Consider the following 20,859-nt stretch of genomic DNA (forward strand, 5'->3'; position numbering starts at 1 on the left):
CACTTGTGCTTGGCGCATTGCTGTTGTATAGGCAAGGCCAGATTTTTAAAAGCCTGGCGCTTTCGCCGGTTTATGTATCAAATTAATAGCGGCAAAGCATCAGTAAATTCTGAAATTTGTCCATTGTATGACAGGAAGTGCGTTATGAAAGCTGATATCCATCCCGATTACCACACAATCAAAGTTGTGATGACCGATGGTACTGAATATTTCACCCGCTCCACATGGGGCAAAGAGGGTGACACAATGAACCTCGATATTGATCCGACCACACATCCTGCATGGACTGGCGGCAATCAGACTCTGGTTGACCGTGGCGGACGCGTTTCCAAGTTCAAAAACCGTTTTGGCAATCTCGGTCTTTAATCACCGATTGCATAGAATTAAAAAAACCCGCCTTAAGGCGGGTTTTTTATGAGCTCAATATTTTTCTATTTCGAAATAGCAAACAAATCCTATCAATGCTTCCTATAAAAGCATAACAACCGATGATCCATCATGCCTATGATAAATGATCAGGCCGACAGTTTGGCCAAAACCTCGTCACTTACTTCAAAGTTTGCATAGACATTCTGCACATCATCATCATCTTCCAGTGTCGCAATCAAGCGCAGAACCGATTGGGCCTTTTCTTCATCAACCGGAGCACCGGTTTCAGGTTTCCACACGCTTTTCACACTTTCAGCTTCACCCAACGCCGCTTCAAGCGCTTTGGAAACATCGCCGATATCCTCAAAAGCACATAAAATAACATGCCCGTTCTCATCCGACTGTACATCTTCTGCACCGGCCTCGATTGCTGCTTCCATTATCGTATCATTATCACCGGCTTCCAGCTTATAGACAATTTCACCCACGCGGTTAAACATAAAGCCGACTGAACCTGTTTCACCCAAAGCACCGCCCGATTTGGTAAAAGCTGCACGTACATTAGAGGCTGTACGATTGCGATTATCGGTCAAAGCTTCGACAATAACCGCAACACCGCCCGGACCATAACCTTCATAACGCACTTCTTCATAATTCTCGCTATCGCCGCCAGATGCCTTTTTAATGGCCCGCTCGATATTATCTTTCGGCATAGATTGCGCTTTGGCATTTTGTACCGCCAGACGCAGGCGCGGGTTCATTGACGGATCAGGTGCGCCCTGTTTGGCAGCAACGGTAATTTCACGTGCAAGTTTGGAAAACATTTTAGAGCGCATCGCATCCTGACGGCCTTTACGATGCATGATATTTTTAAACTGTGAATGGCCTGCCATGGTACACCTTTTTCTCTGTTCCGGCACCTTTCCGCCCGAGGCAAAAAAGCCGGTTGATTGAAACTGTGAGGATTGCCGCCTTATACGGAAGAGTTGGCAAAAGGTAAAGATGCAGAGCATGAAAACAACGGCAAAATACCGATAATAAAATCAATATTCCTACCAGAAATCCGGCATCTGCTCTTGAAGACGCGCGCCCAATCGCAAAGGAGAAACCTTTTCAGCCAATCCGGTACGATCGGAAATTTCGACACATAGGCCACACATTGTGGCAGGACCATGCGCCGGTTCATAGCGCCCACGTGGTACCTTGGTCAAGAAACGGTTTAAAGGTTCTTCCTTATCCATACCAAGAGAAGAATCATAATCACCACACATGCCTGCATCCGATTGATAGGCCGTGCCGCCATTCAATATTTGTACATCTGCCGTCGGCACATGGGTATGGGTACCGACCACCACAGAAACACGCCCGTCGAGAAAATGGCCAAAACACTGTTTTTCACTTGTAGCTTCTGCATGAAAGTCAAAAATGATCGCATCGGCCTGCTCACCCAAAGGACACTCACCGACAATTTTCTCAGCAGCCTCGAAAGGATCACCCAGTTCAGGATGCATAAAAACGCGCCCCATGACATTGGCAACAAGAACACGGGCACCATTTTTAGCCATATATACGCCTGAACCCCGGCCAACCGTGCCACGTGGAAAGTTGGCCGGACGCAAGAAGCGATCGGCATCATTGGCATAATTGAGTGTATCTTTCTGGTCAAAAGCATGATTGCCGGTTGTCACCACATCGGCACCTGCATCTAGTGTTTCTTGATAAATACGATGGGTAATACCGAAACCAGACGCCGCATTCTCACCATTAACAACAACAAAATCGAGTTTCATATCCCGAATGAGGCCGGGTAATTTTTCATAAACGATGGTCCGTCCAACACGTCCAACCATATCACCTAAAAATAAAAATCTCATAACGGCGTCTTAAGCTCTTTATCCAACCAGCGCAAACCACTTTGTGTCAAAATGCCCTGCAAAGAAAAATCATGTGGCTCCACCGGTACAGAATCTGCATGCTGACAATCAAAGGCTAACCCCAAACGTAGAGGATAGTGTCCCTTTTGATGCATAGCGGCAATAGCACGATCATAAAAACCACCGCCATAACCGATACGATGCCCGTCATTGTCAAAAACTGCAAGCGGCATCAATAGTAGATCAGGTAAAACAATCGGACATTTTTCCGAAGGGCCCATTGTACCAAATCCCATCGGCACAAGATCATCAACATGAGAGAAGCGGCGAAAAACCATTCCATTCCCAGACACCAATGCAGGAAGAGCCAAATGTGCACCTCTATCCTGAAAGGCTGTCATCAAAGGAACAGGATCTATTTCCGAGCGGATAGGCCAAAACCCAGCAATGATCAAACCTTCCGGATCCTCAATAATATCATCGGCAAAAATAGCCATCGACCGCGATATTCTTGCGCGCTGGTCCACATCCATTTCATCACGTTTGCCAAGAGCTTCCTCGCGCAGTTTCTGTTTTGCCAATTTCATTATTTAAAATACCCAAAAATCAAGCGGCGAACCACAACAGCCGATGGAAGTTTTTGATCCCGGGAACCTACATAGTAGGTGGGTGCCGTATGAAAAGGCCCACGAGCCTTCTCAGGGACAGCTCCCTTAAGGATCATTAAGGCCCCGGGGATGCAGTTATCCTGTCGTAAAGTGCAGAACGCCGCAACCAATATAGGGCGATTAGAGCCAACCCGCCAGAGGAGATTTGCAATAAATCAGATCGCCCGATCTGTTTTTTCTTCCAATAAATCACCAAGACGTGTCTGTATACGCTGCATTTGCGGATAAATTTCCAAAGCTTTTTCATAAGCCGAAATCGCACTATTATCACGATCGGTCATTTCCATAATCGAACCGATTAGCGCCAGCGCATTATAATTACGCGGCTCGTAACGCAAAACCTGTTCCAGATCAATCATGGCAAGAGCAATGTCATTCAGCTGGATATGGACAGCAGCACGACGCATCCAACCTTCGGCAAATTCCGGCTGTAAGGCGATAGCATTATCGACAAAATCAAGAGCTTTGGCATAATCCTGCTCTCTAATGCCATCTTCCGCCCATTGCATCAATAAATCAACTGTCTCTGAACCTGATTGTGCCCACAGTCCCTGTATCTGGCGGCTAATCTTACCCGCTTCCTTAACATCGGCGGTACGTTTCAACTGGCTCAGCAACCGATCAATTTCAGCAGCTTTCTTTTGCGCCGCATTCTTATCATGACCAATTTCAGGCAAAGCCTCACCTTCTTGAGGTTTGGCAGGGATCAGATCATCAGGATCAAGGGGCGGAGCAGTCGGGTCTTCTTCATCTGGCAGTTCAGGTAACCCTTGCACAAATAAAGGCTGTGCATAGACAGATGTAACCGGCATATAAACCAGCGCTACAGCCAATAATAATCTGCGTAAAATAAGCAAATTCCGTTCCATCCACGTTTATCAAATATCCTGATACAAAATCGGTTTATAGGCTCAGGCATATTTCATTATAGATGTGCAATATGGTTTCACAAGAGAACAAACAATAAAAAACGGCCCCCGAAGGAGCCGTTTGAAACAATTTCAAAAAAATCAACCCTGACGCGCTTTAAAACGCGGTGCTGTTTTATTGATAATATAGATGCGACCTTTGCGGCGAACCATACGGTTGTCGCGGTGACGCGCCTTCAAAGCTTTAAGAGAATTCTTGATCTTCATTTTGTCACCTTTTTCAACCCATTGCCGGGTCTTCAACTCATAAAAACCCTATCAAGGGCTAAATCTGGCGGTTTGATAGACTGAATCAAACCTGCTTGTCAACACTCTGCGGCACAGAAATGACTCTTTTAATGCACAGCCCATCTATTCCATAAATATATCATATAAAAAGCCGCCACTGGTTAAAACCAACTTCTTATACATTAAACGTAACATTTTCAGACTTATTTAGCTACGATACGTGTGAAATGTCCCATTTTGCGGCCAAGACGTATTTCCGCCTTACCATAAAGGTGAATAAGCGTCTGCGGTTCTTCAAGCAATGCAGGCAACCGGTCAACATCATGACCGATCAGATTTTCCATGACACAATTACTGTGCCGCGCCGGACTGCCTAATGGCAAACCACTGACAGCGCGGATATGCTGTTCAAATTGTGAAATCAGACAAGCGGCTTCCGTCCAGTGGCCGGAATTATGAACACGCGGGGCCATTTCATTAGCCAGAACAGATCCGTCCTTGAGCACAAAAAACTCGACCCCGATCACGCCGACATAATCAAGCGCATGCAGGATTTTTACCGTCGCCGCCTGTGCTGCATCAATCGTTTTTTTCTCGACCAATGCGGGCACAATAGATTGATGCAAAATACCGTCTCGATGAATATTTTGCGGACAATCATAAAATGCAACACGACCTTGGACATCACGTGCTGCAATCACCGATATTTCCTTATCGAAATCAACGAATCCTTCTAAAATAGCCGGGGCATGAGCAATCGCCGCAAGGGCGGCATCAGCAACAGCATCGCTTGCTTCTTCAATCCGTACCTGTCCCTTGCCATCATAACCAAGACGGCGGGTTTTCAATATGCCTTTACCGCCGCAGGCTGCGATTGCCGCCAAAAGCGAAGTACGATCATCAACCAGATGCCACGACGCCGTTGCGATATCACTTTCATTCAAAAATTTTTTTTCCAGAAACCGGTCCTGTGAAATCTCCAATGCCTGCGGCTGCGGATAGATTACACTCTTTTTTGCTAAAAAATCAGCTGCAGTGACCGGCACATTTTCAAACTCATACGTAATGACATCACATGCCTGTGCCAGTTCTTCCAAAGCAGCAAGATCATCATAAGCCGCAACAATCTGGCAGTTAGCTGTTTGAGCAGCCGGACAATTGGCCTGTGGTTCCAATATAATGGTCCTGAAACCAAGCCTTGATGCAGCAATGGCCATCATTCGCGCCAATTGGCCACCACCAATCAAACCTATTGTTGCCCCCGGTTGCAAAGCTTTCATCATTTATGCCTCGTCTTTGGGAAATTCATCAACAGCGGCCGTCTGTTTAGCCCGCCATTGGTCAAGCCGTTGGGCCAACGCTTCATCATAGACAGCAAGCATGGCTGCACTCAAAAGAGCTGCATTAATAGCGCCCGCCTTGCCAATCGCCAATGTACCAACCGGAATACCCGCCGGCATTTGAACAATGGAAAGCAACGAATCTTGGCCGGACAAAGCCTTGGATTGGACTGGCACACCAAAAACCGGCAACGGCGTCATCGCCGCTGTCATCCCCGGCAAGTGCGCCGCACCACCTGCACCAGCGATAATAGCCTTGAACCCTTTTTTCTTGGCACCTTTGGCAAATTCAACCAAACGATCAGGCGTACGATGCGCCGAAACAATACGGGCTTCAAACGAGATATCGAGATTTTCAAGCGTCTCGGCGGCATAACGCATGGTCGCCCAATCAGACTGGCTGCCCATAATGATAGCAATATCAGCTTTTTTATCAGCCATGTTCGTTCCTTCAGGCAATAATATCGGGGATGATGCGGTCTTCCAGTTTCTGCATCTGATCCTTGATAATAAGTTTTTTCTTTTTCATCCGCTGAATCTGCAATCGGTCGCAGCCAACTTTTTCCATAGCGTCAATCGCGGCACTGAAATCTGCATGATCCTGCTTGAGTTTTGCCAATGCCAGCTTGATATCGGCCTGATCCTGTTCAAACATTGTGAAACTCTCTTTCAATGCTATGTGTCAAATAGAAACTGCGCTATAACACATTTATCAAATTAGAAAAATATTCGTTTCAACATTCGACAAATGATCACAACTCTGCCAAATTGTTTTGGCTTGCTTATGACAAATCGGTTCAAACCGGCCTGTCAATAACAAGAACAGATACAAGGAGGTTAACATGGCAATAGAAGCTCACTTGAAGACATTGGAACAAAAACATTCCGAATTGGATGAGGAACTGTCCAAGGCATTAAATGCACCTTCGGTTGACGATCTCATCATTGCCGACCTCAAGCGCAAAAAACTTCAAATCAAAGACGAAATTGAAAAGATCAAACTGCAAATTGCTTAAAACCAGCCCATAAAGCGCTTTGGTGCTATGCTATAATTATTTTCAAGAAATATTGCCGGGTAAGCCCGGCAATCATGAAATTTATTTTTTAAAAAATGCATCCGCACTGGCACGGCTTTTTTCCTTATCAGCACAAGCCTGTTCAAGCCTTGCAATTTCTTGCCGCAATGCCTCTATCCGCAGCCTGATCTCATCAAGCGATAAAAGTGAAATATCCTGACCAACAACATGCGATGTCATAGCTTTAGGCTTGGATTCATCATCCATTTTATTCTCCATACTTTCCATGTAAGATCCAATGACCATGCTTTGACAGATGATTTTATCGCGATATTGTATTGCTTCAACAAAAATCAATATTGCATCTTGAATAATGGGAAAAGAACGCATGATACAGCCCGACAGCATAACACTGCCCGATAAGATGACAGCTATTGCAATCGAAGATATTGGCGGCCGTGGCAATCTGATAAAAATCGAAACTGAATTGCCATCCTGTACAGATCGGGAAATTCTGGTGAGAGTCCATGCTGCCGGAGTCAATAGGCCTGATCTGCTGCAACGCCAAGGCGCTCATCCACCTCCACCCGGCGCATCTCCCTTTCCCGGCCTTGATATTGCCGGAGAAGTCGTTGGTTGCGGCCCCAACGTCCAATCTTTCAAGATTGGTGATCGCGTTACTGCCCTGGCTCCCGGTGGCGGATATGCCGAATATGCAGTTATTGATGAACGCACAACCCTGCCTTTGCCTCAAAATTATAACTACATCAAAGCTGCAGCCATTCCTGAAACATTTTTTACCGTCTGGAGCAATGTATTTGACCGTGGCGGCCTCAGAGCAGGAGAGACCTTTCTCGTCCATGGCGGCACTTCCGGCATCGGCACAGTCGCCATCCAGCTGGCAAAAGCTTTCGGAGCAAGAGTTGTTGCCACAGCAGGTTCTGAAGAAAAATGCCGCGCCTGTATTACGCTTGGAGCCGACCTCGCCATCAACTATCGTACACAAGACTTTGTCGAAGAAGCAAAACGTTTTAGCGACAATAAAGGTATTGACGTAATCCTTGATATGGTAGGGGGCGACTATACCAATAAGAATTATCATTTGGCCGCTCTTGAAGGCCGCATTGTTCAAATTGCCTATCTGAATGGCGCCAAGGCCCAGATCGACCTCAGCCCACTGATGCGCAAACGATTGATTCATACAGGTTCAACCCTGCGTCATCGCGATATTGCTTTCAAAGGTGCCATTGCTTGTACCTTGAAAGAAAAAGTCTGGCCGCTTTTGGAACGCGGCATTGTCTCGCCTGTTATCGACAAGATTTTTGCCTTGGATGATGCGGCAGATGCCCATGAATACATGCGCAGTGGCCAGAATATCGGCAAGATTATTTTGCAAGTCATTCAAGATTAGCTACAGTCAGGAAAGATGGCTTGTGATTTGGGAAATTTCGCGTTATAAGACACCATGTTTTCCCGGAAATTGTGGTTTCATCCACGTCCCGCCTCACCGGAGCGGGCGCATAAGAGGATAATGTTAAAATGGCAACACAACTTTTGATGCCCAAAGCCACAGCCGTATGGCTGGTTGATAATACCGCGCTTTCATTTGATCAGATTGCGGCTTTTTGTACCCTCCACCCGCTGGAAGTCAAAGCCATTGCCGATGGCGAAGCCGCACAAGGCATCAAGGGTCTTGATCCAATCAATACCGGCCAGTTGAGCCGTGACGAAATTGCCAAAGGTGAAGCCGACAGTAATTATCGCCTTAAAATTCTTGAACCTAAAGTGCGCATTCCTGAAGCAAAACGCAAAAGTCCGCGCTATACACCACTTTCAAAACGTCAAGATCGCCCCAATGCCATTTTGTGGCTGGTTCGCAACCATCCTGAATTGAAAGATGCTCAAGTTTCACGCCTTGTTGGTACAACCAAATCGACAATCGAACAAATTCGCAACCGCACCCACTGGAATGCAGCGAATTTAACGCCACTTGATCCGGTAACCCTTGGTCTCTGCTCACAGATTGATCTTGATCTGGAAGTCGGGAAAGCAGCAAAAAATCGTCCGGCCATCGCGGAAGATGATGAAACATTGCTACCTGCATCGGCAACAGAAAATCTGGAAATCGGCGCAGCAGATGACGATATTCTGGATGCCGACAAGGTTTTTGCCAAATTGTCATCCTTGAAATCATCCGATACATCACCCGATGATCAATAATGTGTCTCAGCGTTGTATAATATTTGTACAGCGCTGATACCACTGCCGTTGATGGACGACCATCATCCGGTATTTCTATAACATTCGGGGACGACCCCTCTTGAGCGATCTGTAATTTTGCTGAAATGGTAAAACCGGATCGCTTTATATATGAGGTGCCTGATGTCTAAAAAACAATCCTGTCCTTATCCCGAGCCAAAGCGCATTCCACTCCGTGCAATTATGCGCCCGCTGACCATTTTCAGACTTTTGCTGGCGTGGGGTACGGTCTTACTATTCATGACCATTGGCGCAAGCTGGTTTGAAGCTCCCTTCAGCCCTCTATCAGCAAGCCTGTTATTTGCCATACTCTTTATCGTTATTCTTTATCTCGCCTTTGGTGTCGTCCGCGAAGCTGATAAACTTGCCCATAGTCTGGGTGAACCCTACGGCACACTAATCCTGACTCTTTCCATTGTCAGCATCGAAGTTATCCTTATATCATCGGTTATGCTAGGCCCTAATAATGCGCCTACAATTGGCAAGGATGCAATATTTTCAGTCATGATGATCATTCTCAATCTGATCATCGGCCTCAGTATCATACTTGGCAGCCTCAAATATGATGAACAGGAATATAATGTCCGCGGCGCCATGCTTTATAATATGCTGATTCTTGTTTTTGGCATCTCGGCACTCATCCTGCCCAACTATCTAGGCCATGATAACGCCTTCTTAAACCATGAAGCTATTCTTATGGCTTTTCTGATACTTGGTCTTTATGGCACTTTTCTTTTTCTCCAGACAACAACGATCAGCCATTACTTTATCCAACCCCCTCAAGGCAGAATGGACGTCATCAAAAAAACTGTCCATGAGCCGATGACGCCCAAAATGCCAGCCGATATACGTATGATTATTCTACGCACTATAATCCTAATCGGACTAATGGTGCCGATCGTTCTATTATCACATAATATGGCAATCATCATCGACTATGGCATTGCAGCTATCGGTGCCCCAACAACATTAGGTGGGCTGATTATTGCCATTATTGTATTTACACCTGAATCAATCACTACATTGATAGCAGCACGCCACAATGAAATGGCACGCGTTGTCAATCTATGTCTTGGCGCTTTTCTTTCTACAGTTGGCCTGACAGTTCCAGCTGTATTGATCATCGGGCTCATAACCGGAAAAACTGTTTCATTGGGGCTGACACAGGCTGAAACCGTGCTGTTTATATTAACAATCATATTAAGTATGATGACATTTTCAGGACGCCGCAGCACACTTATCGTCGGACTGGCCCATCTCTTTGTCTTTATGATCTATGTTATCCAGCTTTTCAGCTGATCAGATAAGGATAAAACATAAATAGCCCGGATTTATATCCGGGCCACTTTAAAAAGCTTTTCAAACCTGCAATCAGAATTCACGTTGTAAATGAATTGCGCCGCCGATCGCATCCCTGCCATCAAGCTCGGAATGTATATCGTTCCATTGGCGATAGTTGATTTCAGGCATAACTGTCAGACCTGGTACCAGTTCATAATTGATATTGGCCGCAACATAGGAATTTCCTGCACCTTCATAAGCCAATTGAAGATTGCCCGCCGTCTTGGGGGTAAACTGGTAAGTCGCACCAAGCCAACCTGCCCAATTACCGCCCCATGTACCATAAAAGCTATCAATAGCCCTGACGCCTTTGGTCCGATCAACAATACGGCTGTCGAGATCGTCAATATCCTCATAATAGGTATCGCCACGATCCTTATAGGCGCCCATCAGCCAAAGATTGAGTTTTTCCGTGACATTAAGGTCGATCTTTGCCTTGCCCATCCAGTCTTCATTGCGTGCATCATAAGCGCCGGCACCGGTCAATGAGCCCCAATCACGTTTATATTTCGCCCCCAATACAACATGAGGCGTATAATCATCAATTGTTCCATTATAATCGGTATCCTCATCTCCGCCTTCTTCAAGCGAGATCATAGCCGAAAATCCGTTATCAGCCGTATAGGTATATTGAATCATATTGGTACGATAAGCACCGCCCAACTGCACATCATCATTGATGAAATTACCATAATAACCGAAAAACGTATTGAATGACGATTCATCAAGACCGACATGCAAACCGCCAAGTTCGATAAATCCGAAACGCATTTGTGTTTCCATTTCATCGAAACCATTATTAAATTCGGTTCTAAAGCCGATATAGCTGCGCAAGGTACCCAGTTCGGTTTCCTTGCGTGTATCAAAATAAAGCTCGTTACGAACACTCGTATCCCATTTACCAAAGCGGCGTTCATTACGCGAACGTGCATATACGTTATCGCCACCTTTGATCTGTGAATAGATCAACCCGCCAATACGCATACAGGTATCCGTTCCAGGGATATAGAAATAGCCTTCACCGTAAGCATCACAGACCCGCACATATTCAACGGGTTCCGGTTCAGGCAGCAAAACATCGGCCGCCTGACCTGTTGCGCCGGAAAACCCAAGCGCCGTAGTTGAAAAAAGAAGTACTCTCTTGATCATAGTCCGCCTCCCCGTGCCTTTATATGGCTTAATTCATCGACCCTATTACTGCAAATAATTTGCAACAAAGCAATATTCTTCTGTAAAAATTCTCTCAAATTATACAATAAGTCTATCCGCTTAAAAAAATTAACAAGGCAGACAAGCTTCCAAATTTATTGAATCAGTCCCCTTCGGCGGGCACATTATTAAATATGATTTATTTAGTCAACTTTAAAGCAACATGGTTTAAAAACTCAACAGACAGCCCAAAGCAGATCACCCATCACATCATAAAAAAACCGGTCAAAAGACCGGGTTTTTATTGAAAAAAATAAACAATCAAGCAGCTTTTTCAGCTTCCTTGCTCCATTTTCCAAGGGCTGCCAAATAATTCATCTTAGCGCGATGAGCAAAAGCACGCTGGCCGGCAGCAACATTTTCACGCTTGCCTCCCCATGCCTTGATAGCAGCTGCCTGCAATGCCCGCCCATAAGAAAAAGTCAAATTCCATGGTAGATTGCCGAGTGCATTCATAGCTGACAAATGGGCTGTAGCTTCTTCATCCGACTGGCCACCAGAAAGAAAAGCAATGCCCGGAACAGCCGCAGGAACGGTTGTTTTCAAAACACGTATTGTTTTTTCGGCGACTTCTTCAACGCTCGCTTTGCGTGCATTTTTGCCATCAATCACCATATTGGGTTTTAAAACCATACCTTCCATTTTGACATTAGCGGCAAATAATTCATCAAATACAGTACGAAGCACTTCCAAAGTCACATCGTAACAACGGTCAATAGAATGATCACCGGGTTTGCCGTCCATTAAAATTTCCGGCTCAACGATCGGAACGATTTTAGCTTCCTGACAAAGAGCGGCATAACGTGCCAGAGCTTGCGCATTTTGGCGCACAGCACCACGGGTCGGCAAACTGCTCTTATCAATAGCGATGACACCGCGCCATTTGGCAAAACGGGCGCCTAACTCATAATATTCGTTCAAGCGCTCGCGCAAACCATCAAGACCTTCGGTGATTGTCTCATTGGCAAAACCAGCCAGCGGCTTGGCTCCGGCGTCCACCTTAATCCCGGGAATAGAGCCAGCAGCCTTGATCAGATCGGTCAACATCTTGCCGGAAGATGCTTTCTGACGGATGGTTTCATCAAACAGAATCACGCCGGAAATATAATCCCTCATAGCTTCATCTGTAGTGAACAGCATTTCACGATAATCGCGGCGGTTTTCTTCGGTTGATTCCAGATTGATAGTATCAAACCGCTTTTTGATGGTACTGGTGCTTTCATCAGCGGCAAGAATACCTTTACCGGCAGCAGTCATCGCAACAGCAATATCTTCAAGACGTTCACTCATATAGGAAGCTCCTCTTTATTATCTATCCTGCCATAGCAAAACCCGACCCAAAACAAAATGGTTATGTGCTATTGTTAATCGATTGAAATGGGGAGAAGTGACAATAAATCGCATCTCCCATACTGTCATTTGAAACGACACATATCTTTTATTTTTCCAAAGCCAATACACCAGGTAACGGCTTGCCTTCCATCCACTCCAGAAAAGCGCCGCCAGCAGTCGAAATATAGGTAAAATCATTGGCCACATGTGCATGGTTCAACGCAGCGACCGTATCACCACCACCAGCGACCGAAACAAGCTTGCCTTCTTTGGTGCGTGCAGCCGCACGTTTGGCAATAGCAACCGTGCCCTTGTCAAAAGGATGCAATTCAAACGCGCCAACAGGCCCGTTCCACACCAATGTTGCAGCTTCATCAACCGCACCATTGATCCGTTCGATCGAACGATCGCCAATATCAACCATCATGCCGTCTACAGGAATGGCTTCGACACCATAATGCTGATTGGGGGCATCAGCCTCAAAATGATAGGCAACCACCGCATCAACCGGCAAGATAACAGTGCAATTCTTGGTTTTTGCCTTAGCCATAATGGCACGCGCCGTATCTCCAAGCTCGTGTTCACATAAAGATTTGCCGACATTCACACCTTGGGCAGCCAGAAAAGTATTGGCCATACCGCCGCCAATCACCAAAGCATCTACTTTCTCGATCAGATTATTAAGTAAATCAATTTTGGTTGAAACTTTTGCACCACCAACAATCGCAATAACCGGATGTACCGGCTTACCAAGACCTTTTTCAAGCGCCTCAAGCTCCATCTGCATAGAGCGACCTGCATAACTTGGCAAAAGATGGGCCAGCCCTTCTGTTGAAGCATGTGCGCGATGGGCCGCAGAAAAAGCATCATTGACATAAATATCGCCATTTTGCGCAAGCGCTTTAGCAAAATCGGCATTATTTTTTTCTTCGCCCTCATGGAACCGGGTGTTTTCCAACAGGAGAATATCACCGTCTTTCATAGCGTCGACGGCAGCCTTGGCTTTATCACCAATGCAATCTTCGGCAAAAGCAACAGCTTTACCCAAAACTTTTTCACTTACCTTGACAATCTGCTGCAACGAGAACTCGGCAACAACCTTACCTTTAGGCCGACCGAAATGGGCCAACAAAATAACTTTGGCACCCTTTTTCGCCAATTCATCAATCGTCGGCTTTACCCGCTCAATACGAGTTGTATCACTCACCACGCCATTCGCCACCGGCACATTCAGATCAACGCGCAACAATACGCGTTTGGATTTGACATCAACATCATCAAGGGTGCGAAAAGCCATTATCTTCTCCGAAAGTTATATCTATTGATAAAGAATAGGTATTTACAAAAATGGGGGCCGCAGCCCCCAAAGTCAATTCAATTAAATGGTTTTGGACAAAGCCACAGCCGTATCACTCATACGATTAGAGAAACCCCATTCATTATCATACCATGTCAGAATACGGCAAAGCTTGCCATCCATGACCTTGGTCTGGTCCATATGGAAAACAGAAGAATGCGGATCATGGTTGAAGTCGTGGCTGACCAGTTTTTCATCTGTAAAGCCAAGAATACCTTTGAGCTTACCGTTGGCAGCCGCACGGATCGCATCATTGATTTCTTCAACCGTTGTATCACGTTTAGCGATAAAGGTTAGATCCACAACCGAAACATTCGGGGTCGGCACACGGATAGCAACACCATCCAGAAGCCCTTTCAATTCAGGCAGAACAAGGCCGACAGCCTTAGCCGCACCAGTTGAAGTCGGAATCATCGAAAGAGCAGCCGCACGGGCACGGTACAAATCCTTATGCATTGTATCCAGTGTCGGCTGGTCACCTGTATAGGAATGGATGGTTGTCATGAAGCCTTTTTCAATACCGATCTTTTCATTCAGCACATAAGCAACCGGTGCAAGACAGTTGGTCGTACAGGATGCATTGGAGATAACCTTGTGATCAGCGTTGAGCTTATCATGATTAACACCGTAAACGACGGTCAGATCAGCGCCATCGGCAGGTGCAGAAACAATAACGCGCTTGGCACCAGCCTCAAGATGATAGGCTGCCTTATCACGGGCTGTAAAAATACCGGTGCATTCCATAGCGATGTCGATGTTGAGTTCCTTCCACGGCAACTCTTTCGGATCGCGTACAGCTGTAACCTTGATCGGGCCACGACCGACGTCGATTGTATCACCGCTCACCTTTACTTCATGAGGAAAACGGCCATGAACAGAATCATAGCGCAACAAATGCGCATTGGTTTCAACCGGTCCCAAATCGTTAATAGCCACCACTTCGATATCTTTGCGTCCGCTCTCGATAATTGCACGAAGAACATTACGACCGATGCGGCCAAAACCATTAATTGCTACACGTACTGCCATTTTTTTCTCCCTGAAGAGTTAGGTTTCAAGCTTTCAATTTGTCTTCAGCGGCTTTGACCACCGCGTCCGGCGTAATGCCGAAATGTGAATAAAGAGCATCAATCGGGCCGCTGGCACCAAAACCACACATGCCGATGAAAATACCATCATTGCCGATAAAAGAATCCCACCCCTGACGGATGGCTGCTTCAACCGCAATTTTAACTGGAGCATTACCGATCAGAGCTTTCTGATATGAAGCACTTTGTCGGGCAAAAAGTTCAAAACACGGTACGGAGACCACACGGGTTGGAATACCTTTGCCTTCCAAGGCAAGACGAGCATCAAGTGCAATCTCGACTTCTGAACCGGAAGCAAAAATCGTCACCTTCGCATCATTGCTGGCTGTTTCCAGCTCATACGCCCCCAAAGCACACAAATTATCAGCCTCATACGACTTGCGTACGGTGGGCAAGTTCTGACGTGTCAATGCAATCGTTGACGGTGTTTTCTTTTCCTTCAGCGCCAGCTGCCAGCATTCAGCCGTCTCCACAACATCGGCCGGACGGAAAACAAGATGGTTAGGTATAGCACGCAAACTGGCAAGATGTTCTACCGGCTGGTGTGTCGGACCATCTTCACCCAAACCGATAGAATCATGCGTCATCACATAAACAACGCGAATACCCATCAAGGATGACAAACGCATGGCTGGGCGCACATAATCGGCAAAGCACAAGAAAGTACCGGAATAAGGAATGATGCCGCCATAAAGCGCCAGACCATTCATCATAGCGCCCATAGCATGTTCACGAATACCGTAATGGATATAACGGCCAGAAAAGTCTTCCGGTGTAACACTAGCTGTCTGGCTGGTCTTGGTATTATTAGAACCGGTCAGATCCGCTGAACCGCCAATTGTTTCGGGAACAATGCCATTGATGATTTCCAATGCCATTTCAGAAGCCTTGCGGGTCGCGACCTTCGGCAGATCAGCAGCCAGCTTCTGTTTATAAGCATCAATCTCACTATCAAAATTACCCGGCAAATCGCCCCGCATCAAACGATCAAATTCAGTCCGTTTGGTGCTATCAAGCGCAGCCAGCTTCTTTTCCCACTCAAGGCGTTTTTTAGCGGCATTGAGACCACTCAACCGCCACGTATCGAGAATATCGGAGGGAACAACAAAAGGTTCTGATGTCCAGCCCAAGGCCTTGCGCGTTTCAGCAACTTCTTCCGCACCCAAAGGTGAACCATGTACCTTGTTGGTACCGGCCTTATGCGGAGAGCCGAAACCAATGGTTGTCTTACAGGCAATCAATGTCGGCTTATTAGACTTCTGCGCCTTTTCAACAGCCTTGGCGATAGCATCCTGATCATGACCATCAACCTTGATCGTTGCCCAGCCACAAGCCTCAAAACGCGCACACTGGTCGGTACTATCCGCCAATGAAACAGCACCATCAATACAGATATTATTATCATCCCAGAAAACAATCAGCTTATTAAGCTTCATGTGGCCGGCCACCGAAATCGCTTCCTGGCTAATACCTTCCATCAAACAGCCATCACCAACCAGCGCATAGGTATAATGGTCGACAAGATCGCCAAAACGCGCATTCATCAGCCGCTCACCCAAAGCCATGCCAACCGCATTGGCAATACCTTGGCCAAGTGGACCTGTGGTTGTTTCAATACCGGCTGCATGACCATATTCAGGGTGACCGGCAGTCTTGGCACCGATTTGACGGAAGTTCTTTATCTCGTCAATCGTAATATCCTCATAACCGGTTAGATAAAGCAATGAATAAAGCAGCATCGAACCATGTCCGGCAGAAAGAACAAAACGATCACGATTGGGCCATTGCGGATTCTTCGGATCATGCGCCATAAAACGCGTATAGAGCGTTGTCGCAATATCGGCAGCCCCCATTGGCAGTCCTGGATGACCGGAATTGGCTTTTTCAACGGCATCAATGGAAAGAAAGCGGATGGCATTGGCCATCTGGTTCTGTTTATCGGTGTTTGTCATGAATTCGCCTAACTGATTTCAAGTAACCCTAATAGGATTGGGCATATTTGGATTCCGGTTCAAAAGAACACATAACACTTAAGCAAAAGGAGTCAATAAATTCTGCCTTTCAACAGTTCTGTTATGGTGGATTTCTTGCAAGCCGCATCAACGCCATTTATGAATATGGATATAAGTGGCTATAAATGTGTATTGATTCGGCCTTGTGCATAGATGATCAATAGAACAAGGAAAGCAAATGACGCAGAACCCTTCTCTTGAAGACGCATTCAATCGGCTAGACAAAGCCCTGACTATGCTTGAGGGCACATTTGAACGGCGGATGGAAAATCAGGGCGACGTTGCCGAAATAGAAGAAGAAGTCCAGCGCTTAAACGCAGACCGCGCGAAACTGGCTCAGGAACTAGACCAATCAGAAGCCCGTGCCGAACGGCTAGAACAATCCAATCGCGAGGTTTCAAAACGGCTGATCAATGCCATGGAAACCATCCGTTCGGTCGTTGACCAATAAAGGGGAAATTAGATGGCAACGGTTTCAGTCACAATTGATGGAAAGACCTATCGCATGGCATGCGATGAAGGCCAAGAAGAACACCTGACCGGCCTTGCCCAACAGCTTGACCAATACATCACCCATCTGAAAACAAATTTTGGCGAAATCGGGGATCACCGTCTTTCAGTCATGGCCGGCATTATGGTCATGGATGAAATGTCTGAAATCCAGAAGCAGTTCAAAACCCTCAAAGACGAGATCGAAATACTCAAGCGTGAAAATGAAGCATTAGCCAACGCCAATAATAACAACCAAAAACACCTATCCGAAACAGTTGAAAAAGTTACCGAGCGCATCGAGTTGCTGGCTGCGCGTCTCGGCCATAAATAGCAAATCTCTTAATTGGTTTTAATCTATAGATGAATACCATGAGATAAACAAATATCCGGCTGTTTCTCTGTCTTAATATTATTGCCTATATTGGATTTCAACACGACACCGTTTTCCAGTACAGCATCAAAATAATATATTTCACCATAATCACGTTTAAAGTTGAAATATGATACATAGCCGCAGACGAGCACTTTGTTATTACCCAATTTATTTTGATATGCACCCATACGGCCAGCATATAATGCATGCGCCAAAAGTTCACTTCCTGGTTGTTGCTGGGCTGTTATAGTGCGCTTTAACGCATCGCTTTCTGCACTCGAAAGTGAATATCGAATAGACTTGGGTACTGGATTGGGGCTGCTGTGATCCTGCTTTACACAAAAATCACAATTATAACCACACGAACCTAGAAACAACAGGCAAGAAAGTAGTGCCAATATACGGCACACGATGATTAGTCGTGTATTTTTATTACACTCCCAGCTCATACCGCCTATCATGCCGATTGTCAGCATGTTCAAACGCCGCTTTTACCGTCTTTGCCAATATAGGCCATACGCAGCATATTGGTCGTGCCGGGCGTCCGCAAAGGTACACCGGCCGAAATCAGAATACGATCTCCTGCAACACAAAAACCTTCTCGACAGGCGATCATCGCCGCACGATTGACCATATCATCAAGATCGTGGGCATCATCGGTCACAACGCAATGCAACCCCCAAACCAATGCCAGACGCCGTGCTGTCTCGACAATCGGCGACAATGCAATCAATGGACGGTTGGGACGTTCACGCGATACACGGATACCTGTATTGCCCGATGACGTATAAGCGACAATAGCACCCAACTGCAATGTTTCAGCAATCTGGCGGGCAGCCATGGCAATTGCATCCGCACCCGTTGGCTCGGGATTGGGATGCTGGGCCGTAATCATCGGTGTGTAATTGGAATCACGCTCAATTTTCTGGGCGATACGATCCATCATCTTGACCGCTTCTTCAGGATAATCTCCGGAAGCCGATTCAGCCGATAACATAATAGCATCGGCACCTTCATAAACAGCTGTCGCAACATCCGACACCTCGGCGCGGGTCGGCACCGGTGCGCTGATCATTGACTCAAGCATCTGCGTTGCAACAACAACCGGCTTACCGGCCTTGCGGCACGCTGTAATAATACGCATCTGGATGCCGGGAACCATCTCAAGTGGCATTTCAACACCCAAATCACCACGTGCAACCATCACCGCATCGGCAAGATCAACAATTTCCTCAATCCGGCTAACAGCTTGCGGTTTTTCAATCTTGGCCAACAGCGCAACACGATCCTGAACGATTTTACGCACCTCGGTAATATCTTCCGGTCGCTGGATGAAGGAAAGCGCGACCCAATCAATGGGCTCTTTCAATACAGCCTGCAAATCCTGATGATCTTTATCGGTCATAGCGCCAACAGCCAATGTTGTGTCTGGCAAGCTAACACCCTTACGATCGGAAATACGTGTCCCCGCAACAACCCGACACTGGATCGACTTGCCATTGCATTTTTCCGCAATCAACTCCAGCTTGCCATCATCTATCAGCAACCGCTCACCAGCCTTGACTGAACTTAAAATCTCGGGATGAGGCAGAAAAACACGTGTCGTACTGCCCGGAATATCCTGATCGTCCAATGTGAAGCTCTGGCCGATTTTCAATTCTACCTTGCCATCCGCAAATTTGCCAACACGCAATTTGGGGCCCTGTAAGTCGGCAAGAATACCAATAGGACGCCCCAATTTTTTTTCTACCTTGCGGATACGCGCCACCAGCTGGCGCATCGTATCATGATCGGCATGGCTCATATTGATGCGAAAAACATCAGCCCCCGCACAAAAAAGTTTCTCGATCATCTCCTCGCTTGATGAGGCAGGCCCCAAAGTTGCAAGAATTTTTACCATACGATCACGTTTCATTATTCACCATTTCCATTCACAAGAGGTGTATTTAAAACAGGATTAGCCGCCGTTGGTTCCGTCAACTGTACCATCCAGCTCGATTGTGTACCGGTATCGATTTCCTGAAAACCGGCTTTTTGATAACCACGCTGGAAGCAGTCATCGACATCATTGATCTTGAAAGCAGATTCTTTAAGGCACATATTGACAGGCCCGCCCCAATTCCCTTTATTTTTCGCATCTTCTGCATGCAGATAATAAAAGCGTGATGACAAAGAACCTTCAATAATAGTGCGGCAACGTGTCGGGCCAATCCGCCACCAGCCTTCACTGACCCAGCCTTCCGGAGCACGATAACCGATAGCAACACCAACCGTTTCCTGCGTTGCATTGCAAACACGGAAATCAGCATATACCGCACCTATACTGCCGAAAACGACACCACAAGCTACGACCGTCATTATTATATGGCGTAACAACATCGCTAACACCCTATGCCTTTATCGCATCCAAATAAAGTAGTTTATAAGTGTTTTTTCAAACCGCTTATTTCCAGAGCCTGTGTTTTTTGCATAAATGACATGGCAAAACAATGACAACGCCGTTTTCATCCTTAACAATTTATGTTTTAACAATGGAAAAAGGCTCATAAAATCAAGTTTTTTACAATTGATAATCATAAACCAAGACTTGACTCTTCGCTGTCGGCGAGTCATCGACTGTGATAATAATCATGCAGTTTTTTAGACTGCATTCCTCTATCAACCATCCTATTGATCGGAGACCCAAGTGAGCGAAGCAATAGACCAGACACAAGCCATTGCAGTCGGACAACTGCGTTCTTTTATTGAACGTATCGAGCGACTGGAAGAAGAAAAGAAAACCATCGCCGACGATATCAAGGATGTTTATGCCGAATTGAAAGGCACAGGTTTTGATGCCAAGGCTGTACGCAGTATTATCCGTTTACGTAAAAAAGAAGAACATGAGCGACAGGAAGAAGAAGCAATTCTTGAGCTCTATAAAGACGCCCTCGGCATGCGCTAATCCTATATCCGATTGGCGGATCAACCCT

25 protein-coding genes and 1 other RNA gene are annotated in these 20,859 nt (G+C 46.2%); 8 read left to right on the forward strand and 18 right to left on the reverse strand.

Going from position 1 to position 20,859, the window contains the following annotated elements:
- Positions 1–144 precede the first annotated feature (144 nt).
- Positions 145–366 carry a 50S ribosomal protein L31 gene (rpmE, locus tag ACYZ97_RS09915; RefSeq protein WP_473298518.1) on the forward strand — a complete coding sequence of 74 codons (222 nt, stop codon included), beginning with the start codon at positions 145–147 and terminating at the stop codon, positions 364–366.
- Between the two features lie 149 nt (positions 367–515).
- On the opposite strand, the gene ACYZ97_RS09920 is transcribed toward rpmE, so the two are convergent.
- From ACYZ97_RS09920 to ACYZ97_RS09960, 9 genes are all read right to left on the reverse strand, one after another.
- Entirely contained in the window at positions 516–1,262 is a 747-nt protein-coding gene (locus ACYZ97_RS09920) for a YebC/PmpR family DNA-binding transcriptional regulator (protein WP_473298519.1), read from the reverse strand.
- A gap of 159 nt (positions 1,263–1,421) precedes the next feature.
- Complete coding sequence (locus ACYZ97_RS09925; protein ID WP_473298521.1) at positions 1,422–2,243, reverse strand: TIGR00282 family metallophosphoesterase; 822 nt, start codon at positions 2,241–2,243, stop codon at positions 1,422–1,424.
- The gene (locus ACYZ97_RS09930; RefSeq protein ID WP_473298522.1) at positions 2,240–2,830 is read right to left on the reverse strand and encodes a 5-formyltetrahydrofolate cyclo-ligase; all 591 of its coding nucleotides are present in this window, start codon (positions 2,828–2,830) and stop codon (positions 2,240–2,242) included. Before ACYZ97_RS09930 ends, ACYZ97_RS09925 begins: the two co-directional genes overlap by 4 nt.
- A gap of 24 nt (positions 2,831–2,854) precedes the next feature.
- Positions 2,855–3,013, reverse strand: a non-coding RNA gene (gene ssrS, locus ACYZ97_RS09935) — 6S RNA.
- A gap of 53 nt (positions 3,014–3,066) precedes the next feature.
- Positions 3,067–3,768 carry a tetratricopeptide repeat protein gene (locus ACYZ97_RS09940; RefSeq protein ID WP_473298524.1) on the reverse strand — a complete coding sequence of 234 codons (702 nt, stop codon included), beginning with the start codon at positions 3,766–3,768 and terminating at the stop codon, positions 3,067–3,069.
- A 153-nt stretch (positions 3,769–3,921) separates the two neighbouring features.
- Entirely contained in the window at positions 3,922–4,047 is a 126-nt protein-coding gene (gene ykgO, locus ACYZ97_RS09945) for a type B 50S ribosomal protein L36 (protein WP_473298526.1), read from the reverse strand.
- Between the two features lie 224 nt (positions 4,048–4,271).
- Entirely contained in the window at positions 4,272–5,348 is a 1,077-nt protein-coding gene (locus ACYZ97_RS09950) for a 5-(carboxyamino)imidazole ribonucleotide synthase (RefSeq protein WP_473300679.1), read from the reverse strand.
- A gap of 3 nt (positions 5,349–5,351) precedes the next feature.
- Complete coding sequence (purE, locus tag ACYZ97_RS09955; protein WP_473298528.1) at positions 5,352–5,849, reverse strand: 5-(carboxyamino)imidazole ribonucleotide mutase; 498 nt, start codon at positions 5,847–5,849, stop codon at positions 5,352–5,354.
- A gap of 10 nt (positions 5,850–5,859) precedes the next feature.
- Complete coding sequence (locus tag ACYZ97_RS09960; RefSeq protein ID WP_473298530.1) at positions 5,860–6,063, reverse strand: YdcH family protein; 204 nt, start codon at positions 6,061–6,063, stop codon at positions 5,860–5,862.
- Positions 6,064–6,250: 187 nt separating this feature from the next.
- On the opposite strand from ACYZ97_RS09960, the gene ACYZ97_RS09965 reads away from it, so the two are divergent.
- A complete protein-coding gene (locus tag ACYZ97_RS09965; protein WP_473298531.1) occupies positions 6,251–6,424 on the forward strand; it encodes a YdcH family protein in 174 nt (57 codons plus the stop codon).
- Positions 6,425–6,505: 81 nt separating this feature from the next.
- Here ACYZ97_RS09965 and ACYZ97_RS09970 read toward each other — a convergent pair whose 3' ends face one another.
- Positions 6,506–6,691 carry a DUF1192 domain-containing protein gene (locus ACYZ97_RS09970; RefSeq protein ID WP_473298532.1) on the reverse strand — a complete coding sequence of 62 codons (186 nt, stop codon included), beginning with the start codon at positions 6,689–6,691 and terminating at the stop codon, positions 6,506–6,508.
- A 121-nt stretch (positions 6,692–6,812) separates the two neighbouring features.
- On the opposite strand from ACYZ97_RS09970, the gene ACYZ97_RS09975 reads away from it, so the two are divergent.
- From ACYZ97_RS09975 to ACYZ97_RS09985, 3 genes are all read left to right on the forward strand, one after another.
- Positions 6,813–7,835: an NAD(P)H-quinone oxidoreductase gene (locus ACYZ97_RS09975; RefSeq protein WP_473298534.1), complete on the forward strand. Its 1,023-nt coding sequence runs from the start codon at positions 6,813–6,815 to the stop codon at positions 7,833–7,835.
- Between the two features lie 128 nt (positions 7,836–7,963).
- On the forward strand, positions 7,964–8,644 hold the full coding sequence (locus ACYZ97_RS09980) for a DUF1013 domain-containing protein (RefSeq protein WP_473298536.1): 681 nt from the start codon (positions 7,964–7,966) through the stop codon (positions 8,642–8,644).
- 162 nt (positions 8,645–8,806) lie between these two features.
- A complete protein-coding gene (locus tag ACYZ97_RS09985; protein WP_473298538.1) occupies positions 8,807–9,982 on the forward strand; it encodes a calcium:cation antiporter in 1,176 nt (391 codons plus the stop codon).
- A gap of 72 nt (positions 9,983–10,054) precedes the next feature.
- Here the strand turns inward: ACYZ97_RS09985 and ACYZ97_RS09990 are convergent, their stop codons facing one another.
- The 5 genes from ACYZ97_RS09990 to tkt all read right to left on the reverse strand — a co-directional run bounded on the left by ACYZ97_RS09990 (position 10,055) and on the right by tkt (position 16,962).
- Positions 10,055–11,173, reverse strand: coding sequence for a porin (locus ACYZ97_RS09990; protein WP_473298540.1), 1,119 nt, complete (start codon positions 11,171–11,173; stop codon positions 10,055–10,057).
- Between the two features lie 321 nt (positions 11,174–11,494).
- Positions 11,495–12,523 carry a class I fructose-bisphosphate aldolase gene (locus ACYZ97_RS09995; protein ID WP_473298542.1) on the reverse strand — a complete coding sequence of 343 codons (1,029 nt, stop codon included), beginning with the start codon at positions 12,521–12,523 and terminating at the stop codon, positions 11,495–11,497.
- A 148-nt stretch (positions 12,524–12,671) separates the two neighbouring features.
- The gene (locus ACYZ97_RS10000) at positions 12,672–13,862 is read right to left on the reverse strand and encodes a phosphoglycerate kinase (protein WP_473298544.1); all 1,191 of its coding nucleotides are present in this window, start codon (positions 13,860–13,862) and stop codon (positions 12,672–12,674) included.
- Positions 13,863–13,943: 81 nt separating this feature from the next.
- A complete protein-coding gene (gap, locus tag ACYZ97_RS10005; RefSeq protein ID WP_473298545.1) occupies positions 13,944–14,951 on the reverse strand; it encodes a type I glyceraldehyde-3-phosphate dehydrogenase in 1,008 nt (335 codons plus the stop codon).
- A gap of 25 nt (positions 14,952–14,976) precedes the next feature.
- The gene (tkt, locus tag ACYZ97_RS10010; protein WP_473298547.1) at positions 14,977–16,962 is read right to left on the reverse strand and encodes a transketolase; all 1,986 of its coding nucleotides are present in this window, start codon (positions 16,960–16,962) and stop codon (positions 14,977–14,979) included.
- 238 nt (positions 16,963–17,200) lie between these two features.
- Between tkt and ACYZ97_RS10015 the strand changes: the two genes are divergently transcribed.
- Positions 17,201–17,473 (forward strand): DUF4164 domain-containing protein, encoded by a 273-nt coding sequence (locus ACYZ97_RS10015; RefSeq protein WP_473298549.1) that lies wholly within the window; start codon positions 17,201–17,203, stop codon positions 17,471–17,473.
- 12 nt (positions 17,474–17,485) lie between these two features.
- On the forward strand, positions 17,486–17,845 hold the full coding sequence (locus ACYZ97_RS10020) for a cell division protein ZapA (RefSeq protein WP_473298551.1): 360 nt from the start codon (positions 17,486–17,488) through the stop codon (positions 17,843–17,845).
- 23 nt (positions 17,846–17,868) lie between these two features.
- Here the strand turns inward: ACYZ97_RS10020 and ACYZ97_RS10025 are convergent, their stop codons facing one another.
- From ACYZ97_RS10025 to ACYZ97_RS10035, 3 genes are read right to left on the reverse strand one after another with little or no spacing between them, the layout of a single operon-like run.
- Complete coding sequence (locus ACYZ97_RS10025) at positions 17,869–18,363, reverse strand: hypothetical protein (RefSeq protein WP_473298553.1); 495 nt, start codon at positions 18,361–18,363, stop codon at positions 17,869–17,871.
- Positions 18,364–18,365: 2 nt separating this feature from the next.
- The gene (gene pyk / locus ACYZ97_RS10030; RefSeq protein WP_473298554.1) at positions 18,366–19,802 is read right to left on the reverse strand and encodes a pyruvate kinase; all 1,437 of its coding nucleotides are present in this window, start codon (positions 19,800–19,802) and stop codon (positions 18,366–18,368) included.
- Positions 19,802–20,245: a DUF1036 domain-containing protein gene (locus tag ACYZ97_RS10035; protein ID WP_473298556.1), complete on the reverse strand. Its 444-nt coding sequence runs from the start codon at positions 20,243–20,245 to the stop codon at positions 19,802–19,804. The genes pyk and ACYZ97_RS10035 overlap by 1 nt, the downstream gene beginning before the upstream one ends.
- 328 nt (positions 20,246–20,573) lie before the next feature.
- Between ACYZ97_RS10035 and ACYZ97_RS10040 the strand changes: the two genes are divergently transcribed.
- Positions 20,574–20,831 (forward strand): DUF2312 domain-containing protein, encoded by a 258-nt coding sequence (locus ACYZ97_RS10040; RefSeq protein ID WP_473298558.1) that lies wholly within the window; start codon positions 20,574–20,576, stop codon positions 20,829–20,831.
- Positions 20,832–20,859 lie beyond the last annotated feature (28 nt).

This window comes from Bartonella sp. bp_1, from assembly GCF_055808085.1.

Excerpts from the sequence above, each read along its gene's own strand:
- rpmE (WP_473298518.1), top strand. The coding sequence starts at position 145 with ATGAAAGCTGATATCCATCCCGATTACCACACAATCAAAGTTGTGATG.
- ACYZ97_RS09920 (WP_473298519.1), bottom strand. The coding sequence starts at position 1,262 with ATGGCAGGCCATTCACAGTTTAAAAATATCATGCATCGTAAAGGCCGT.
- ACYZ97_RS09925 (WP_473298521.1), bottom strand. The coding sequence starts at position 2,243 with ATGAGATTTTTATTTTTAGGTGATATGGTTGGACGTGTTGGACGGACC.
- ACYZ97_RS09930 (WP_473298522.1), bottom strand. The coding sequence starts at position 2,830 with ATGAAATTGGCAAAACAGAAACTGCGCGAGGAAGCTCTTGGCAAACGT.
- ykgO (WP_473298526.1), bottom strand. The coding sequence starts at position 4,047 with ATGAAGATCAAGAATTCTCTTAAAGCTTTGAAGGCGCGTCACCGCGAC.
- ACYZ97_RS09950 (WP_473300679.1), bottom strand. The coding sequence starts at position 5,348 with ATGAAAGCTTTGCAACCGGGGGCAACAATAGGTTTGATTGGTGGTGGC.
- purE (WP_473298528.1), bottom strand. The coding sequence starts at position 5,849 with ATGGCTGATAAAAAAGCTGATATTGCTATCATTATGGGCAGCCAGTCT.
- ACYZ97_RS09960 (WP_473298530.1), bottom strand. The coding sequence starts at position 6,063 with ATGTTTGAACAGGATCAGGCCGATATCAAGCTGGCATTGGCAAAACTC.
- ACYZ97_RS09965 (WP_473298531.1), top strand. The coding sequence starts at position 6,251 with ATGGCAATAGAAGCTCACTTGAAGACATTGGAACAAAAACATTCCGAA.
- ACYZ97_RS09970 (WP_473298532.1), bottom strand. The coding sequence starts at position 6,691 with ATGGATGATGAATCCAAGCCTAAAGCTATGACATCGCATGTTGTTGGT.
- ACYZ97_RS09975 (WP_473298534.1), top strand. The coding sequence starts at position 6,813 with ATGATACAGCCCGACAGCATAACACTGCCCGATAAGATGACAGCTATT.
- ACYZ97_RS09980 (WP_473298536.1), top strand. The coding sequence starts at position 7,964 with ATGGCAACACAACTTTTGATGCCCAAAGCCACAGCCGTATGGCTGGTT.
- ACYZ97_RS09985 (WP_473298538.1), top strand. The coding sequence starts at position 8,807 with ATGTCTAAAAAACAATCCTGTCCTTATCCCGAGCCAAAGCGCATTCCA.
- ACYZ97_RS09990 (WP_473298540.1), bottom strand. The coding sequence starts at position 11,173 with ATGATCAAGAGAGTACTTCTTTTTTCAACTACGGCGCTTGGGTTTTCC.
- ACYZ97_RS09995 (WP_473298542.1), bottom strand. The coding sequence starts at position 12,523 with ATGAGTGAACGTCTTGAAGATATTGCTGTTGCGATGACTGCTGCCGGT.
- ACYZ97_RS10000 (WP_473298544.1), bottom strand. The coding sequence starts at position 13,862 with ATGGCTTTTCGCACCCTTGATGATGTTGATGTCAAATCCAAACGCGTA.
- gap (WP_473298545.1), bottom strand. The coding sequence starts at position 14,951 with ATGGCAGTACGTGTAGCAATTAATGGTTTTGGCCGCATCGGTCGTAAT.
- tkt (WP_473298547.1), bottom strand. The coding sequence starts at position 16,962 with ATGACAAACACCGATAAACAGAACCAGATGGCCAATGCCATCCGCTTT.
- ACYZ97_RS10015 (WP_473298549.1), top strand. The coding sequence starts at position 17,201 with ATGACGCAGAACCCTTCTCTTGAAGACGCATTCAATCGGCTAGACAAA.
- ACYZ97_RS10020 (WP_473298551.1), top strand. The coding sequence starts at position 17,486 with ATGGCAACGGTTTCAGTCACAATTGATGGAAAGACCTATCGCATGGCA.
- ACYZ97_RS10025 (WP_473298553.1), bottom strand. The coding sequence starts at position 18,363 with ATGCTGACAATCGGCATGATAGGCGGTATGAGCTGGGAGTGTAATAAA.
- pyk (WP_473298554.1), bottom strand. The coding sequence starts at position 19,802 with ATGAAACGTGATCGTATGGTAAAAATTCTTGCAACTTTGGGGCCTGCC.
- ACYZ97_RS10035 (WP_473298556.1), bottom strand. The coding sequence starts at position 20,245 with ATGACGGTCGTAGCTTGTGGTGTCGTTTTCGGCAGTATAGGTGCGGTA.